The sequence below is a fragment of the Paenibacillus sp. FSL H8-0282 genome, assembly GCF_037963825.1.
GTDB lineage: Bacteria > Bacillota > Bacilli > Paenibacillales > Paenibacillaceae > Paenibacillus_AQ > Paenibacillus_AQ odorifer.
In genome coordinates, this window is record NZ_CP150146.1 from 6,770,909 (window position 1) to 6,788,727 (window position 17,819).

Sequence of the window (17,819 nt, forward strand, 5' to 3'; positions counted from 1 at the left end):
TATCCTTACTTAATGATCATTCCTTTATTTTAACATACCTGTCTAACCGTCACATCCTACGAAATAAGCAATCCCCCTGCCCAGCAAAAAGAAACGGCTTTGCCGTCACTCGTAGATTAAAAAAAATAAAAACCGCCCGATTAAAATCGAGCAGTTAAAGGATAAAGTATGAATTATTGCAAGTACTTCATTGGATTTACAGCAGTGCCATTCTTCCGAATCTCAAAATGCAGATGTGTACCCGTCGAACGTCCGGTGCTGCCCATTACGCCAATCTTGCCACCCTGCTCCAAGCGTTGGCCTGTAGAAACCGAGATGCTTTTTAAATGACCATAATAGGTCTGGTATCCGTTGCGATGATCCACAATAACTACATTCCCGTATCCATTCTGCACCCCTGCAAAGATTACGGTCCCGGCATCAGAAGCTTTTATATTCCGATTGCTAGATACCATATCAATACCCTTATGGGCACGGCTCCAACGCTCACCGAAGCTACTTGTCAGGGTTGCCCCGCTCACCGGCCAACTGAACATGCCTGTTCCTTCACCAACAACCTTCGTTCCCCGATAAACAACTTCTGGCAGCGAGGCTTTTATAACGGTCTGGCCTAACCATTCTTCTTGGACAACCGTACCATTTTCCTTCGTTACCCGATACTCCATTTCCTTAAGTCCAGTTTGCCCTGGACGAACCACTTTACTTTTGCCTGCCGCTAGCTGATCGCTCGAACGCACAACCACTTCCGGCTCAGTCACTATCTGCTCAGTCACTTTTTCCACAGTTACTACTGTAACATCTGGTTGGGGTACCTTCAGCTTCAGTGTATCTCCAATCTTCAACGTCAGCTCTTTCACGTTAGGGTTGTTACTATAAATCTCTTTTTGGGTGATTTCAAACCGTTTGGCAATCCCCGAAATCGTATCACCCTCTTGAACGGTATAAAGAAGAGGCGCCTCTTTGCCTTCGGTAAGTGTCTGGACCGCCGCTTCCACATCCAACACTTTATTAGGATCTGCTTTGATAGGAACGATAGAAATATCCTCGCTAATCTCTACCGACTCTACTTGCTCTGGAGCCTTCGCTTTTGCAGCAGATGAGCTGGAAGCAGCCGTTCTTGTCAACTTACTAGCCGTCGTTGCTACTTCTGCTTGTGGGACATAATGATTTTTTACCCCTTCGAGCACAGCATTAGCAGTTTCCTGATCCTTAACTATGCCAACGGCCTTGCCATCTACCATCAATTGCACGCCTACCGCATAAGCTTTCAGCATTCCATCTAGTTTAGTAAGTGTCGCCTCACTATCAACTTCTGGCTTGTATGCCTTCTGCTCTTCTATTGTTATGCCCTCTGTTTGCAGCACCATGGTTGAATTCGGATATTTCTCCTGATATTCTCGTTGTTTCTTATCATATAGCTGGTTAAGCTGCGTCTGATCGGTAAGTCTTCCGACTTCTTCACCCTTCACCAACACTTGATAATAGGTAACCGTGTTAGCGGCTACATACTTTTTCTCTGCTCCAACCAACACCGTAGCTAGAAGCACAAGGCCGACAGATCCCAAAATCCAAGCACGCCGAAATCTGCGAGTACCTTTCTCTTGTTGAAAGTGTTTGGAGTCGTGATCGAAATTGTGGCTCTGTTGAACATTCGCCTCGGATTCTGCTGGATGTCCATCCTGCAGCTTGCTCATCCGACGCATGAACTTAAATCCCTTCATGAAACTCTCCCTTTCAGTCCGCTTTTACTTCCGACAAAAGCGGCCAAGCTAATTGTACGACCTCGATTATATAGATTACGTCCATGTAAATTTCTACGTATACTAGTGCTTAATTCCTGCTTCTAATGAACCTATAAAAAGGTTGTTAAGGAGGTTACAAAAAATTAACCTCTTGAGGTCCTTGTTTACTGTACCATAGCTTAGAGAAAAATTTCAACTTTAGACATGACAAAAAACCCGCCAAATACGCGGGTTTTTTGCGCAAATATGAAATTTTAACCTTTTTCATGTGTCTATAAAGTGACAATTACAAATGCTATTGCGTAGATTCTGTAGTTGGTGTAAGCATTTTCATTATGCTCTCATATTCGTCTGCATCAACATATTTTGCAATTACCTGTTGCAGCTCTTTAACCTCATCTTCTGTTAGTCCATCCTCCATCGCTGTTGAAATTTTTGCCATCTCATCCTGGGGTAGTTTGGACATCAAAATATTGAATATATTTACCTTCTCTTCCGATGGAAGATTATCTTTGAAGTCACTGAGTGCCTCAGGTGTCATTACTAATTGTTGGTCACCAACACTTCCACTTCCGTTATCAGCTGAACTTTCGGTTGTAACTTGCCCCATAACTGGTAAGGCATCAGTCGGAGTATTATCATCTACGGGCTCACCCTTGCCTTTAGCTGGCGAATCCGTGCTTTTGTCGGTCTCCTTGCTAACTGTACTCCCTGTGGTTACTTCTTTATTGGCTGTATCCGAGTCAGATTTGTTATCCATGCCAATGATGCTCCGAATCATTCCTCCAAATCCCGGACCGGGAGTATTCACTTTAATATCGAAGCTAGCCAGTACCGACTGAATATAAGCATTTACAACCACGCCCGTTGTTAGAATTGAAAGAGTGCTGGCAAGTACCACAATCAGACATACGCTAAGTGCACGCTTCACGATCTTCATCTTCATTTCTCCTCTCACCTATGTTCAAGTCTATCTGGTAGATCATGTACATGTTCTTCTATACATCCAGTATTGACTAGAACCTGCCTTGGGAAACGTCTAGGTATAAATCTAGGCCCCAAAAGAGAGAGATATAGTCCTCAGAACAAAAAAAAGAGCCTCTAACGGGGCTCCTTATTATAACTAGATTTTAGATATAAATTGGCAATACTTGATTCGTCTGCTCACGGTTACGACCCACTGAGAAGATAGCAATCGGAATACCTGTAAGCTCAGATACACGTTCAACATATCTACGTGTATTTGCTGGAAGATCATCCAATGTTTTTGCAGAAGTAATATCTTCGCTCCAGCCTGGAAGCTCCTCATATACCGCTTCACATTCTGCCAGCATTTTGAGGCTAGCAGGGTAATGAGTAATTACCTCACCACGGTATTTGTAGCCTGTGCAGATCTTCACAGTCTCAAGTCCGCTAAGTACATCCAGCGAGTTAAGAGATAGCCCTGTGATTCCACTTACACGACGAGCGTGACTCACAACTACACTGTCGAACCAGCCTACACGGCGTGCACGTCCGGTAACTGTGCCATATTCATGACCTGTTTCACGAATATAATCACCTGTTGCATCATTAAGTTCTGTAGGGAATGGGCCATCTCCAACACGAGTGGTATAGGCTTTTGCAACCCCAATAACCTGTTTTATTTTGGACGGTCCAACACCAGAACCTATGCACACCCCACCGGCAGATGGGTTGGATGAAGTAACAAACGGATACGTACCTTGATCGATATCAAGCATTACTCCTTGCGCACCTTCAAACAACACTTTGCGATCCGCATCAATAGCATCATTAAGAATAACAGAGGTGTCTGTTACATAATTACGCAGCACTTCTGCATATTCCAAGTATTGAGTGAGAATCTCTTCTACGTTAAGAGCTTCGGCACCATAGACCTGTGTAATCACTTGGTTCTTCTCTTGCATCAAGGGGCGGAGTCTCAGTTCGAATTCCTCAGCGTCCATCAAGTCAGCAATACGGATACCGTTGCGTGCTGCCTTATCCATATAACAAGGACCGATACCTTTACGTGTAGTACCAATCTTGTTCGGACCCTTACGGTCTTCTTCGAGAGCATCCAGCACCATATGGTATGGCATAATGACATGAGCACGATCACTGATCACTAAGTTCTTAGTATCAAAACCGTTCTCATGAATATAATTAATTTCTTGGATCAAGGCAGCCGGATTAATAACCATTCCGTTACCAATTACACAAGTTTTCTCTTTATAAAATACACCCGAAGGGATCAAGCTGAGCTTAAACTTCTCACCGTCAATCAGAATCGTGTGACCGGCATTATTGCCCCCTTGATAACGGGCGACCACATCTGCACTTTCCGCTAGAAAGTCAGTGATTTTCCCTTTACCTTCGTCTCCCCATTGTGTTCCCACGACGACTACCGTTGACATGTTCATTCCTCCGTAGGTGCTACTTAGCACCATTATTTTTCATAATATGGACCCTATACGTCATTCTTATGTACGTGGCCCTCCGGACGCCAAGCAGATTTAACCCGCTAAAGGACAATTCTCAGTGTAACAGCGGTTTTTTTCAAAGTCAAATAAAACGAACGATTACACAAAGAAATGTGCAATCGTTCGGGAATTATACATGTCAGGTTTAACCAGCAAATGGTTCCGCATGTGCTCGCTCGTAGTTAACGAACTTGTTGAAATTTTTAAGAAAGACCAGTTCTACCGTGCCTACGGGACCATTACGCTGTTTAGCTATAATGATCTCAATAATATTCTTCTTCTCCGTATCCGCATTGTAATAATCGTCACGATACAGAAACGCAACAATATCGGCATCCTGCTCGATAGAACCCGATTCACGCAAGTCACTCATCATTGGACGTTTATCCTGACGCTGCTCTACACCCCGGCTTAACTGTGACAGGGCAATAACCGGCACATCCAGCTCACGGGCAATCTGCTTCAGTGTACGAGATATATCCGATACTTCCTGCTGACGGTTCTCTCCGCCTTTACCGCGGCCCTGAATGAGCTGCAAGTAGTCGATGACGATCATGCCAAGTCCTTTTTCCTTCTTCAGTCTCCGGCACTTTGCACGAATATCGGTTACCGTGATACCTGGTGTATCGTCGATATAAATCTCCGCTTCAGATAGAGACTGAATACCCATCGTCAGCTTGGACCAATCATCATCACTCTTGAAGTCACCGGTACGCATAATATTGGCATCTAAGTTGGCTTCAGCACAAATCATCCGCTGTACCAGCTGTGGCGCTGACATTTCCAGACTGAATATCGCAACAGTTTCTTTAGCGCGTACTGCCACGTTCTGTGCAATATTCAGGGCGAATGCAGTCTTACCAACAGATGGACGAGCCGCAACAATGATCAGATCGTTACGTTGGAATCCGTTAGTCATATGATCTAAATCCACAAATCCGGTTGGGATACCTGAGGTACCCCCCTTATTTTGATGAAGCAACTCAACCTTGTCGAACACTTCCATCAAGACATCGCGGATCGCAATAAATCCACTGCCGCTCCGCCGGTTGGAGATTTCAAGAATGCGCCGCTCTGCATCACTCAGCATATCGGCTACATCTTCACCGCCAGTATAACCTTCGCTCACAATTTGCGTGGCTGTGCGAATCAAACGGCGCAGCATGGCTTTCTCTTCGATAATCTGGGCGTAGTATTCTACGTTAGCAGCAGTAGGCACGGCATGCGCCAGCTTAGCTAAGTAGCTAACCCCACCAATATCTTCAAGCTCTCCTTTGTCCTGCAGTCTGGACGTAAGTGTAACAAGATCAATCGGCTGGCTCTCTTCTCCGAGCTGCACCATCGCCTCAAAAATCATTTGATGCGCTTTATCGTAGAAGTCTTCGGTATTCACCCGTTCCATTGCAGTAATGAGCGCTTCATCCTGCAACAGAACCGCACCAATTACCGCCTGCTCGGCTTCAAGATTCTGCGGGGGAACCCGATCGAAAAAGAGATCTCCACCCATGTTACTCCTCCGTTACCTCAACCTTAAGTGTGGCCTTTACTTCAGTATGCAATTTTACGCTTACTTGAAATACTCCTATATGGCGAATTGGCTCACCTAATTCAATCTTGCGCTTATCAATAGTAATTCCTTTGGTGGAAGCCAGTGTCTCAGCAATCTGTTTGCTTGTAATAGCACCGAATAAACGTCCGCCTTCACCTGATTTTGCTTTCATTGTCAGTGTTAGCTCGTCAAGCTTCTTACCCAATTGCTGTGCTTCTTCTTTTTCGTTATCTTTACGGCGTTGTTCAGCAGCCGCTTGATTCTCCAGCGTCTTCACGTTACCTTCCGTTGCCGGACGAACCAATCCACGTGGCAATAAGAAGTTAGAAGCATAACCTTCGGATACCTCTTTAACCTGACCTTTTTTACCTTGACCCTTAACATCTTTTATGAATATGACCTTCATTCGAATAACCCCTCTTTCGATTCGATTTCAGCCAGCACCTGCAGTAATCTGGCTTCTGCTTCTTTACATGTTCCTTCAAGCTGTACCGCGGCATTGGACAGATGCCCTCCGCCGCCTAATTTCTCCATCACGACCTGTACATTCATACGTCCTAGTGATCGGGCACTAATGCCAATCAGGCCGTCAGGCCGCTCGCTGATGACGAATGAAGCGACTACGTTGGTCATCCCAAGCAGCGTGTCCGCAGTCTGAGCAATAAGAAGCTGCGGAATTTTCATGCCTGGTGCCGTAACTACAAGCGCGATTTGGTCATACACCATCCGCGCATGTTTGATAATTTCGGCTTTGGAAATATACTCCTGTAAATCCTCCTTGAGCATGCGCTGAATAAGTACGGTATCGGCACCATTCCGGCGCAGGAAGCCTGCGGCCTCAAAGGTACGCGACCCCGTATGAAGCGCAAAATGCTTCGTATCCACCGTGATCCCCGCTAACAACATTGTAGCATCCAGCGGACTGATCTTTACCTTCTCATGAATATACTGAAGCAGCTCTGTCACCAGCTCACAAGTCGATGAAGCGTATGGCTCCAAATACACCAATACAGCATCGTTAATGAACTCTTCACCTCTGCGGTGATGATCCACCACTACAATTCTGCTGGCATATTGCACTAGCCGCGGCTCCATCGTCATAGACGCCTTATGTGTATCCACAACAATAAGCAGGGTATGCTCTGTCATGATCTGTAGGGATTGCTCCGTTGTGATGAATGACTTATACAATTCATCGTCCTTACGAATCTGCTCCATCATGTTAGTTATCGATGGATTAGGAGTCTCCATCACAATGCTAGCCTCTACATTATACATCTGCGCAGCCCTTAACAGGCCGATTGCAGCACCCACAGCGTCGATATCCGGTGTCCGATGACCGAGGATCAGCACACGATCGCTCTCCTGCATCAGATCCCGCAAAGCATGCGCAATGACCCGCGCCCGCACTCGGGTACGCTTCTCAGCAGCATTACTCTTGCCACCGTAGAAGGATAACCGTTGGCCTGCTTTTACAGCCGCCTGATCACCACCTCGGCCAAGCGCCATATCTAGACTGGATTGGGCCAATGCCCCTAATTCACTTGCAGAGTCTGCACCAAAGGCCAGACCAATACTCAGTGTCATGGGTACCTTAAGATCAGCAGTCATTTCTCTGACTTCATCTAGAATCACGAAGCGGCTCTCTTCCAACGCTTGCAGGCTACGATGATTAAGCAGCATTAGATAACGTTCCGAGGACAACCGCCGCAGATAAACCTCAAACTGCTTACTCCATTCAGTGATTTCACTCGTCACCTTAGCAATCAGCGAGGTTCGCTGTTGATCATCCATCCCTTGAGCAGATTCATCCAGGTTATCCATCATCACTATGCCGATCGCCAGCTTCTCATCCTCATACCGCTCACGTAACACCACAAGCTCAGTGATATCATACAAGTAAAGAATACGCTCACTCGGAATAATGACAGCTTGATAAAATCGTTCATCCACGGTGATCTCAAGGCGGGTGTCATGGAGCACACCCTCTTTGGCGACCTCCCGTTTACCCGCTGCAGCACCTGTGAAAAAAGACTGCATATCAGGCAATAATTCTTGCAGTGATTCCCCAACTAAAGACTTGCGTGCGAAAATATCGCCGGCATAGCGGTTATTCCATTCCACCGTTCGATCCTCGCTAAACAGAATGATTCCAAGCGGCAGCATGCTGACTGCTTCGCCCTCTACCCGCTTAATGCGGAAAGATAGCCCATTAATATATTCCACCAGATTACGGCGGAACGAGATCTCCGCTTTCAACATATAGAAGCATAAAGTACCTGAGAGAAACAGGCCGGCGACCCCAAGCGCCCAGTTATAAACACTGACAATTATAATAAGGACCAACAGCAGCATGAACGCCCATACGGTATGATAGCCGTGCCAGCGTCTTTGCAGAAATTTAGGCATGAACTCTCACCCTATCGTTTCGATTTGGTCACATACTCCCGCAGTGGGAACGCAAGATCAATAATACCAATAATGCGCAGCGGCGGCAGTAAAATAACCGGTATCGCTAACAAAACGGCAGACATCTTGTTCCATTTGCGTTCATGCGCCAGGAAGAAGAAAAATCCGATGGCCTGAATCATAAAGCCAATTCGCAGCAGTGGCAGAAGATTGGCAGAAATCATGAGGATGAAATTGTTCTCCGACCCTGAGAAGAAGAGCTGTAGAACAACACCAATCAGATAGTACCAAATAAACGATCTCGAAAGTCTCCATTCACGTGCAGGCTTCATCTTAGGCACTGCATAATTCATACTGTTCAGAATCGGGCGGGCAATAGAATGCGTAATCACAGCAATCATGAAGGAGCTTACGATTAGAGTCATAGGGATCATTTGGACCGTCATATGACTTATCTTGTTTACATCCTCAGTTGAAAATCCAATATCAGTGAGCAGAGGATTAGTAGTTCCGAGCTCAGACAGAGGTGAATTAACCATTTGCAATACATCGTTCACATAGGTAGACAGGTCAAAATTAAATAATGCCGTACCCAGCAGCAAAAGCAGCAGGAACTGTGCAAGAATCGTAACCGTACCTGCGATCACAGTAGACATGGCCGGGGCATGTCTTTTATACCAACGCCCCATAACCAGAGCCGGTATTAAGAAATACGCAGCTATCAACAGATAAATTGGTGTAATCAAGCCTACAATCAGCAACACCGGCAATACATGCAGCACAAATTGTCTCGTGTTCAGTGTAGTAAACAACACTACTGCCGGAACAATCATAAAAAGGGTAGTGATGATGAGGAGTGGAGTCGTTAAACTAAGCAGCAAAAGTAAGTATGCTACGCTCCAAGCCACAGATGACCAGCGAAATTTCAACAGTATTCACCTCTTACGCATATGTTCTTCTAAAGCAGATATATCTTGGTACCAATCTTCCAGTTGATGCCCTTCCTGCTTGTGCTTTCTAAGCTTCTCCAGTAGCAAGTCATCTAAAGAACGATAAGGAATCCCTAGTCTGCGGCCCAAAATATAAGAGCTCATAATCAAGCTAGCCAGACTGTCACCGACACGGGTAGTACTGCCTTCCCATAACGCTTTAAATAACCTTGAAACTTGATCAATCACTTCGGTTTTCAGCCATTCAATTACCTTGGCGCGCTTGGCTACATCCAGATCCTTCGGCACATTGGACACGTCTCTCTACCTCCGGCAAAAAGCTTTATTCTCCATTATAGCATAAAAAATTCGGTGTCACACTGGACGCCCCGCGCCCCTTAAGTATGCTTCAATCCATGCTGACTATGCCTCTTTTTGGAGAGGAGCTTTCTTTAAAAAAGACCCGCATTCCGTTATCGCCGGAAATACAGGCCTTGTTCCGATAGCTTCTATAACCGCGAATACACTGGGACTATAATGATTCCTGTGATTGTCTTGTTACAAATTTCTCGCAATATTCTATGACTTGACTCCGGCGAACAATTCCAATAAACCGGTTCATATCATCGACCACAGGTACAAAGTTCTGCACCTTAGCCAAATTAATTAGATCTTCCATATCCGCATCAATCGAGACCGGCTTGTTATTCATACGTAATGGAACGTCCTTCAGCAAAAATTTTGAAGCGTTCTCAAACGAAACCTTACCCTCCGACTCTTTCATGTACCAGAGCAGATCACCTTCCGTTACCGTGCCAGCATACTCTCCATTACGGTTAAGAATCGGGACTGCTGTATAGCGGTGAAACTCCATCCTCTCAAGCGTTTGGCGCAGCGTAGAATCGAGCGTTACGCAGGCCACCTCCTGTTTCGGAAGTAAAAAAAATGCAATATTCATCTCTTGATCCTCCTCAAAGAGTTCCGAAGGAATTACGGTTCTTTAACTTCCTTTTACTGCCATGCCAATGTGATTATACGTAGCAGCTAAATAATAGTTCCAACTCATTATAACATGAAGACAGTAAGCAGCAGCCATGAGAATGTGTATGGCTGCTGCAATTTATTTATATGAGTTTAGCTTTCCAATTAGAATTACTGCGTAACTGCTGTTGCTTTGGGCTCGAGTGCATTACTTGCTTTTCCCGGCTCAATCAGTTGATCTACAGGTGTTCCTGCATTCATCCAATTATCAATCAGCGCCTTAGCTTCGCGCAAGTCCTCTTCATCAACGATATCATAATAAAGTCCGTCAATACGTTTTCCTTCGCCCATTACCGTAAAGCTTGAGATATCCATATCTTTGCCGCCCATAAATTTCTTGGCCAGACTAATAATCATTGAAGGCTCAATATCGGTCTTAAAATTATCGCCCATAATATCCAGCAGCTTAGGAATATTGCCGATTTGGCTGATCGATAACATTTTATTAGCTACGACATCAATAAAAACCTGTTGGCGTTTGGTCCGGTTAAAGTCACTATCTTCACGGTAGCGTGTATAGTTGAGTGCTTCTTGACCGTTATAATTCGACTTTCCACCCTCGATCGTAAACTTTTCATGGTCCTTACCCTTGTTTACAATATCCTTCTTGATTGGCAGCGGAACGCCTCCAATAGCATCAACGGCATCCTTGAGCCCTTGAAAGTTAATGGTGGCATAATACTGAATATCATGCTCCAGCAGTGCTTCCAGAGTATCCTTAGCCATTTGCTGCCCACCAAAAGCATAAGCATGGGTAATCTTATCTTTTTTATTATCGTTATGCCCAATAATCTCGGTATACGTATCACGTGGAATAGAAATAAGCAGAATTTTGTAATCCTCAGGGCGAACAACAGCATACATCATAGTGTCCGAACGTGCGGTTTCATTGTCGCGTTGATCAGTCCCGAGCAGCATCAGCGAGAATGGATCGCTTTTGTATACAACCGGCTCTGGCTTAACCTTATTCTCATCCTTAAGTGGCTGGTAAGATTCTTCTTTCAGCTTGCTTTCTACCCGATCGGACAAAAAGAGGTCAAAGGCTAATACGGCCAAAGAATTCCGAAACAGAAAGCCTCCCGCTATAACAACGACGAGAACAATTAGCGCAATGTATCTTTTCTTTATTTTTTTCATCTTTGATTCCTTCTTTATTGTAGAATAATTACACATACCATATATTTACAATTCCTCCTGATCGTTCTCAGGCAGTCATGGTTTTATTTCTCTCGGCGGCGAATTTACTGTCCCTTATTCCATTATCTTATTGTCCCCCCTTTCAGGAAATTCGGGTCATTCTAAATTATAGAAAAAAGTTTTTTTGCGTTTCTAAAATAATATGGGATAAAACAATATTTCTATTGTAATCACTAAATGGATAAAAAGAAACAACAAATACCGACATGAATAGGGAAAAAGCACCATACCAAGTAATAATTACTGGTATGATGCTCCAAATTTAACTTCGAATTCCAAGGGCATGTATAATATGTTTTACCCGTTCTCCATAATGTAAACCGCGGAAAAACCCATAATCGAACAATTTAGCAGCACCCTCAAATCGGCTGCCATAGGTCTCTGCCCCCATAACGACCGCAATAAGCCGGTGCCCCTCTCGCTGGGCTGATCCCGCAATACAATATCCCGTCTGGCTATCATATCCAGTCTTCAACCCATCTGCTCCATCGTATGCGTAAACGCCGCCCATACCTGGAAGCATAAGGTTGCTATTACTAACATATAACCCTTTATCCTTTAATTGCATCTGTGTACGACCGGAAATATTCAGTACATCAGGATGATTATGGATTAGCGCAGCTGCCAATTTGGCTGTATCCCTCGCTGTCATCATCGTCTGGCCACCGATATGCGTAGGCTGACGAATGATACCAAGATCCTTGCTCGACAATCCAGAGGCGTTGGTAAATACAGTATTAGGAGATAAACCTAAACTACGTGCTCTATCATTCATCATAAGTACAAAAGAATCCTCTGATCCTGCCATATATTCTGCCAATGCAACTGCAGCATCATTAGCAGAATAGATGGTGATGCCTTCGAATAGCTCCCTTACTGTATAGAAATCTCCTCGTTTTAATGAGAGACTCATACCTCCCATTTGACTGGCGTAAGCACTAATAGGGACTCTATCCTCCCACCTAAGGGTTCCAGAGGTTATGTGATCCAGCACAATCATTTCAGTCATTAATTTAGACACACTGGCCGGTGGCATAGGCACATCGCCGTTGATATTAACCCATATGTCTCCACTATCCATATCTAGCAGCACTGCTGAACCCGCGTCAATATCCGGTTTAAAGCCCAGCTCGATAGGCCTCCACACCGTAATTAAGACAACGACTATCAAAGCTGCACCAGCCCATATCAATATCCGTCTCTTCATCGTTGTCATCCTCCATAATATATATGACGAATGAAACAGCAATTTGATTTCACTTTTTGCGTAATTTTTTTTATTTTTTTTAATTTAGTCCTTTATCCACCATTTATTAGGCTCAATTATGGAGCCCAAAGAGTCAACACGCACACCTTGTAGACGTTTATTGACAGCAGTAATGCTTTCTCTTTCTGCAAAAAAGATCATTGGAACCTCTTCATTCACTAGCTTCTGCCATTCATAATAGATTTGTTGTCGATAATCTCTATCATATGCCTTCATACTTGTGCCATCGCGAATCAATTCTTCATTCCGCTCCGAGGACCAACGTGGGTAGTTCCACAAATCATTCTCCCTCCAGAGACCTGAAGGATCAGGATCATTAGCTAATCCCCATACCCCGTTAAACAACTCAATGGACGGATCATCAGCCTCTACTGCTTCATAGAAGGTATTGAGCTCTTTTAACGCCCCACCATTAAGCTGCACATCGAGTCCCACATTTCGCCAATCCTCCAGAATAGCAGCAGTTCGTAACTCCGCTGAATGACTGCCTAGCATAGAATCATAATGAATAACTAACTTTTCTCCTTTTTGATCCTCACGCAGCCCATCTCCATCAACATCTACAAAACCAGCCTCATCAAGCAGCTGCTTCGCTTTTTCCGGATCATAGGGATACGTGTTAATCTGACTGTCAGGGATCTTCGCCCAGCTTGCACTGGAAACCGGAGTTTCTATAGGCTTGCCTAACCCATGAGAAAATGATTCAATGATCCCCTCCCGATCAAGTGCATAATACATCGCCTGACGTAATCTTTTATCCGCAAATTTAGGGTTATCCATTACGATTTTTTCAGCTTCACTATCCCAATACCCAAATTTAAACCCTATATACTCATAAGCAAGCTCATTTGATTGTAAAATATTAATATTATCGAGTTCGCTCAGCTTTTCATAAGTATCTCGTGGAGCATTCTCTATATCAATAACGCCTTGTTCAAACAGGCTGATGATTTCCTTGTCATCAAATACCTTATACAACACACCATCCAATAAAGCCTTACCCTTATAGTATTGATCAAAGCGCTTCATCTCCACCCGCTGGCCAGGTTCAATAAGGCTCACCTCAAAGGGGCCAATCCCAATCGGATTTTTTCGCATCTGATCACTCTCAGGCATATCCTTAACGGCGACTCCAGTATAATATTTTTTATTCATCGGATACGGCCATAGATTATCAATCGTATTTACGCGGGCAGCTGTCATTGTTATTTTCAAAGTATAAGGATCTATAACCTTAAGACCTGTTATAGTCTTCGCCTCTCCTTTATGATAGGCTTCTGCACCTTGAATCATTTCCACACTATAATAACGCGATCCGGTATAGTCTGGACTAGCAATAGTCTCCATCGCAAATTTCCAGTCCTCTACGGTCAGTTCATCTCCATTATGCCAACGGATTCCCGGTTTAATTTTAAAGGTAAATATTCTATGATCCTCGGACTCCTGCCAAGTGGCGATATTAGGAACCGTTGATAAATCATCATCTATCGTAAACATGGCCTCAGTAATAAACTCCAGCACATGAAAATCATCTTCACCTTCATAAAAAGCAGGCTCAAAGAAGCCCATAAACGGCGATGAGTATCCATAAGTAACTACTCCGCCAGTCTGTGGCTTTTCGACCACCTCATTGTGATGTAAAGATAATGAATTACTGCTGGTACCTGCTCTGCTGCATGCTGACAATACTGTAGTCATCACGAGCATTGTTAACAAGAACCCGCATATCTTCTTATTCTTCATGTGTTCCTTCCCTTCTCTAGTTGAACGTATATCTACATCTAAGCTATGGAATAAATATTTACTGTAACAAAGTTTTAGAATGGTTACAATAACTTCTAAGCTTTAGGCCTATACTCCTGCTTGAATTTACGCATTTTTCATAGTATTTATAAAAAAAGAGGGACCTACCTCATAGGCTGATCCCTTTATTACATTATTCTTCATCCTTATGCGTAATTCTCAGGCCTTCGACATGCTTACGCTGCATCAATTTCCGCTTTTTACGGGTATCCTTGCTCTCAAAAATTATATCAAAGTCATATTCCTCAGGATACAGCTCATCTTTGGATAGATATGGCTTTAAACGTTTATGATTAATCCGCATTTTTTGCTTCTGGATCATCACTCCGACCATTCCTAAGTGATCTTTTTTCTCATAAACAATTCCTATCCGCCCCAGTGAAGTTACAAGAACGGCATCACCAATTTCATATTGGGTCTGCTTCTCCTTATCGCTCAGTGATTCCGCAGACTTTTCTTCTTTTTCAAAATCCTCTATAACAGGTGCAGTCTTCCCTTTCTCTCCCTCTTTGCTAAAAAGACTTGCCCATGCCGACCCATCACCTTTCTGCAGCCTTTGCTGCTGCGCCTCAACGATCTCCCACGATCGCTTGATAACGTTATCCTGGATACCCAGCTTTTTGGCAATTTGCAGAGCGTAACTCTCCCCCGCTTCTCCGATAGTCAGACGATACAACGGCTGCAGCGTTTCTTTGTCGAATTCCATTCGTGCATTTTGAAAACCGGCTGTCGCAGCGGCAAAGGCTTTTAGCTCATTAAAATGAGTTGTGACGATAATATTGGCCCCTTTACGGCTCAGCTCTTCCAGAATGGCGATTGAGAGGGCGATTCCTTCACCAGGGTCTGTACCTGCCGCCAGCTCGTCAATGAGCAGCAGCACCCCTTTAGAGGCATCTCTCAGCATTCCCTCAATACTCTTCATTTGTGCCGAAAATGTACTGAGTGATTGGGCCAAACTTTGTCCGTCTCCGATTACACTGATCACATCCGTAAAAACGGTAAACTCACTCCCCTCCTCGACCGGAATCAACAACCCGGATTGAGCCATGAGGGTAAGCAGCCCGAGGGTCTTGAGCACCACCGTTTTCCCGCCTGTATTTGGACCTGTAATGATTAGGGATCTATATCCCTTCCCAATCTCCAGGCTAATTGGAATCATGCCCTGCAGCATGGGATGTCTGCCTCCGTTCATCCTTAGAAAACCCCTATCATTTAGAGTAACCTCAGATGCTCCCAGCGTTCGTGCATATTTTGCTTTGGCAAAAATAAAATCATAGGTACCTGTAACCTCGATATTTAGGCGCAGTGCAGTTTGTTCCTGTTCTACCATGCTGGTCAGCATACTGAGGATCACAGCTTCTTCACGCGCCTCTTCTCCTAATAACAGATCCAGCTCAATCTGCATGGAGGCAATCTCCTCTGGTTCGATGAACACCGTCTGTCCACTTGTGGATTGATCAAGTACCGATCCCTTTATTTGCTTATGATACTCCCGCTTTACGGGGATAACATATCGTCCACCACGCTGACTATAAATATTCTCTTGCAAAATCGATTGATGGCGCGTCATGATCCCGTCAATTTTTTTATGAAGACGTTCTTTAGCTACGGCAATCCGTTTACGAACCCGCTCTAACCCCTTACTAGCTCCATCATCAATCGCCCCAAAGCGGATACAACGATCAATTGCTTCCCGCACATGATTTAATTCCAGCAGCGAGGAAGCATAAGCAGCTATCCGGGGAGCACTTTGCTCTTTAGAAGCCATATATTTGCGCAATTGACTACAGCTCTTTAGAAATGTAGCCACTGCAGTGAAGTCTTGCTCACTGTACAAATATCCAGTCCCCATTAGTGACATGATCCACTCAATCCCCTCCAATGAAGGAATCGGTACACTGGACCCCCGCTCGAGCAGCTCTTTAGCTTCAGACGTTTCCTCCATCGCTCTTTGAATCGAAGGCAAATAGGTCATAGGCATAAGCTCTTCTACAGTTTTCTTTCCTACATAAGATACCGCATGACGGCTAAGCTCGGTTTTAATAATTTCGTATTCCAACGTGTTTAGACTTTGTAAATTCACAGCAAATCCTCCTTATTGACCTAACTTTTTTTGGAACTAAATCTCCCTAACGCAAAAAGGACAAAGAATGCCACTATGGCAGTCCTTGCCCTTCTTTTTATGCTATTGTTCTCTGGCGTCTTAAGGTCCCCATAAAAGCCAGGGTGGCCGAAAAACAAAAAAACCGTGCTCTAAGAGCACGGTTAATTACAAAGAGAACAACAGCCGTAAAGAGGCCATATGACGCTTCGTGTGTTCTTAACTAAATCATCCACTGTTAGGAACAACAGACCTCTGCGCGAAACGAACTCAAATAGAGCACGTAAACGCCAAAAGACGAGCCTGCTAAAGCCTTCCTACTCCAGTGTTATGAAATTGCTAGTTAAGAACGGTCACCAACATCAATATTTCCCCTTTTGTTATAGGATAGCTGTAATTTAACACATTCCAGATGGAACGTCAACGTAATCCACACGCTGGCTTTTCACAACAAAAAAGCAGCCGGTTTCCCGACTGCTTCTATAAAACGTCCTATTCCGTTGTGTAAGGAAGCAACGCGATTTGACGCGAGCGTTTTACAGCAATGGTAAGAGCGCGTTGGTATTTTGCACTTGTACCTGTTACACGACGTGGCAAAATCTTTCCACGTTCGCTGATGAACTTCTTAAGAAGTTCAGTATCTTTATAATCAATGTGAGTAATCTTGTTCACAGTGAAAAAGCAAACTTTTTTACGCTTGTTGCGTCCACCACGACGTGCTGGTCTTTTGTCGTTGTCAGCGCCTTCTCTTGGTTTAAAAGCCATATTCTTTTCAGTCCTTCCTAATTAAAATGGCAAATCATCATCCGATATATCAATCGGTTTACCATCGCCCGAAAAAGGATCTTGAGTATTGTTGTTACGCGAGAAATTATTGTTGTTATTTCCGCGTCCAGCGTTACCACCGCCACCATATGCTGGCTCTTCAGGCATACTACTTGCACCACTTGAAGTATTTCCACCTTCACGGCTTTGTGAAGATTCCAGGAAACGAACATTATCAGCAATAACTTCAGTTACGTATACACGTTTACCTTCGTTATTCTCATAGTTCCGCACTTGGATGCGTCCTTCCACTGCTGTCAGACGACCTTTGCGCAAATAATTGGCACAGGTTTCTGCTAGCTGTCTCCAGGTAACAACCGGGATGAAGTCTGCCTCACGTTCACCGTTCTGGCCCGTAAAGTTACGATCTACGGCAAGCGTAAATTGAGTTACGGCAACACCAGCGGGAGTATAACGAAGTTCCGGGTCACGGGTCAACCGTCCGATCAAAATGATACGGTTCAACAATTCTG

The 17,819-nt window shown here is 44.3% G+C and carries 15 protein-coding genes; all 15 read right to left on the reverse strand.

All coding sequences use genetic code 11. From position 1 onward, the window contains the following. Positions 1 to 173: 173 nt before the first annotated feature. Positions 174 to 1,721 carry a M23 family metallopeptidase gene (locus tag NST94_RS29440; protein WP_076276327.1) on the reverse strand — a complete coding sequence of 516 codons (1,548 nt, stop codon included), beginning with the start codon at positions 1,719 to 1,721 and terminating at the stop codon, positions 174 to 176. A gap of 316 nt (positions 1,722 to 2,037) precedes the next feature. After that, the gene (locus tag NST94_RS29445; RefSeq protein ID WP_076132908.1) at positions 2,038 to 2,682 is read right to left on the reverse strand and encodes a hypothetical protein; all 645 of its coding nucleotides are present in this window, start codon (positions 2,680 to 2,682) and stop codon (positions 2,038 to 2,040) included. A 190-nt stretch (positions 2,683 to 2,872) separates the two neighbouring features. After that, positions 2,873 to 4,159, reverse strand: coding sequence for an adenylosuccinate synthase (locus NST94_RS29450; RefSeq protein ID WP_076105178.1), 1,287 nt, complete (start codon positions 4,157 to 4,159; stop codon positions 2,873 to 2,875). Between the two features lie 211 nt (positions 4,160 to 4,370). Beyond that, positions 4,371 to 5,732 carry a replicative DNA helicase gene (dnaB, locus tag NST94_RS29455; protein WP_036677807.1) on the reverse strand — a complete coding sequence of 454 codons (1,362 nt, stop codon included), beginning with the start codon at positions 5,730 to 5,732 and terminating at the stop codon, positions 4,371 to 4,373. A 1-nt stretch (position 5,733) separates the two neighbouring features. Continuing rightward, positions 5,734 to 6,180, reverse strand: coding sequence for a 50S ribosomal protein L9 (gene rplI, locus NST94_RS29460; RefSeq protein ID WP_036677804.1), 447 nt, complete (start codon positions 6,178 to 6,180; stop codon positions 5,734 to 5,736). Continuing rightward, the gene (locus NST94_RS29465; protein WP_076124313.1) at positions 6,177 to 8,183 is read right to left on the reverse strand and encodes a DHH family phosphoesterase; all 2,007 of its coding nucleotides are present in this window, start codon (positions 8,181 to 8,183) and stop codon (positions 6,177 to 6,179) included. Before NST94_RS29465 ends, rplI begins: the two co-directional genes overlap by 4 nt. Before the next feature lie 11 nt (positions 8,184 to 8,194). After that, complete coding sequence (locus tag NST94_RS29470) at positions 8,195 to 9,112, reverse strand: DUF2232 domain-containing protein (protein ID WP_076124314.1); 918 nt, start codon at positions 9,110 to 9,112, stop codon at positions 8,195 to 8,197. 6 nt (positions 9,113 to 9,118) lie between these two features. After that, a complete protein-coding gene (locus tag NST94_RS29475; RefSeq protein ID WP_170914153.1) occupies positions 9,119 to 9,421 on the reverse strand; it encodes a MazG-like family protein in 303 nt (100 codons plus the stop codon). A gap of 223 nt (positions 9,422 to 9,644) precedes the next feature. Next, the gene (locus tag NST94_RS29480) at positions 9,645 to 10,070 is read right to left on the reverse strand and encodes a CBS domain-containing protein (RefSeq protein WP_036677795.1); all 426 of its coding nucleotides are present in this window, start codon (positions 10,068 to 10,070) and stop codon (positions 9,645 to 9,647) included. A gap of 194 nt (positions 10,071 to 10,264) precedes the next feature. After that, a complete protein-coding gene (locus NST94_RS29485) occupies positions 10,265 to 11,290 on the reverse strand; it encodes an LCP family protein (protein ID WP_076099795.1) in 1,026 nt (341 codons plus the stop codon). Between the two features lie 322 nt (positions 11,291 to 11,612). Then, positions 11,613 to 12,557 carry a D-alanyl-D-alanine carboxypeptidase family protein gene (locus tag NST94_RS29490; protein WP_339281535.1) on the reverse strand — a complete coding sequence of 315 codons (945 nt, stop codon included), beginning with the start codon at positions 12,555 to 12,557 and terminating at the stop codon, positions 11,613 to 11,615. An 84-nt stretch (positions 12,558 to 12,641) separates the two neighbouring features. Further along, a complete protein-coding gene (opp4A, locus tag NST94_RS29495; RefSeq protein ID WP_076301551.1) occupies positions 12,642 to 14,360 on the reverse strand; it encodes an oligopeptide ABC transporter substrate-binding protein in 1,719 nt (572 codons plus the stop codon). 193 nt (positions 14,361 to 14,553) lie between these two features. Further along, complete coding sequence (locus NST94_RS29500; RefSeq protein WP_076301552.1) at positions 14,554 to 16,503, reverse strand: DNA mismatch repair protein MutS; 1,950 nt, start codon at positions 16,501 to 16,503, stop codon at positions 14,554 to 14,556. Positions 16,504 to 17,013: 510 nt separating this feature from the next. Continuing rightward, positions 17,014 to 17,286: a 30S ribosomal protein S18 gene (rpsR, locus tag NST94_RS29505; protein WP_036651767.1), complete on the reverse strand. Its 273-nt coding sequence runs from the start codon at positions 17,284 to 17,286 to the stop codon at positions 17,014 to 17,016. 21 nt (positions 17,287 to 17,307) lie between these two features. Further along, positions 17,308 to 17,814 (reverse strand): single-stranded DNA-binding protein, encoded by a 507-nt coding sequence (gene ssb / locus NST94_RS29510; protein ID WP_036677780.1) that lies wholly within the window; start codon positions 17,812 to 17,814, stop codon positions 17,308 to 17,310. Between the last annotated feature and the right edge of the window lie 5 nt (positions 17,815 to 17,819).

What these genes read in the sequence shown, in the direction of transcription:
- NST94_RS29440 (WP_076276327.1), bottom strand. Translation starts at nt 1,721, where the DNA reads ATGAAGGGATTTAAGTTCATGCGTCGGATGAGCAAGCTGCAGGATGGA.
- NST94_RS29445 (WP_076132908.1), bottom strand. Translation starts at nt 2,682, where the DNA reads ATGAAGATCGTGAAGCGTGCACTTAGCGTATGTCTGATTGTGGTACTT.
- NST94_RS29450 (WP_076105178.1), bottom strand. Translation starts at nt 4,159, where the DNA reads ATGTCAACGGTAGTCGTCGTGGGAACACAATGGGGAGACGAAGGTAAA.
- dnaB (WP_036677807.1), bottom strand. Translation starts at nt 5,732, where the DNA reads ATGGGTGGAGATCTCTTTTTCGATCGGGTTCCCCCGCAGAATCTTGAA.
- rplI (WP_036677804.1), bottom strand. Translation starts at nt 6,180, where the DNA reads ATGAAGGTCATATTCATAAAAGATGTTAAGGGTCAAGGTAAAAAAGGT.
- NST94_RS29465 (WP_076124313.1), bottom strand. Translation starts at nt 8,183, where the DNA reads ATGCCTAAATTTCTGCAAAGACGCTGGCACGGCTATCATACCGTATGG.
- NST94_RS29480 (WP_036677795.1), bottom strand. Translation starts at nt 10,070, where the DNA reads ATGAATATTGCATTTTTTTTACTTCCGAAACAGGAGGTGGCCTGCGTA.
- NST94_RS29485 (WP_076099795.1), bottom strand. Translation starts at nt 11,290, where the DNA reads ATGAAAAAAATAAAGAAAAGATACATTGCGCTAATTGTTCTCGTCGTT.
- NST94_RS29490 (WP_339281535.1), bottom strand. Translation starts at nt 12,557, where the DNA reads ATGAAGAGACGGATATTGATATGGGCTGGTGCAGCTTTGATAGTCGTT.
- opp4A (WP_076301551.1), bottom strand. Translation starts at nt 14,360, where the DNA reads ATGAAGAATAAGAAGATATGCGGGTTCTTGTTAACAATGCTCGTGATG.
- rpsR (WP_036651767.1), bottom strand. Translation starts at nt 17,286, where the DNA reads ATGGCTTTTAAACCAAGAGAAGGCGCTGACAACGACAAAAGACCAGCA.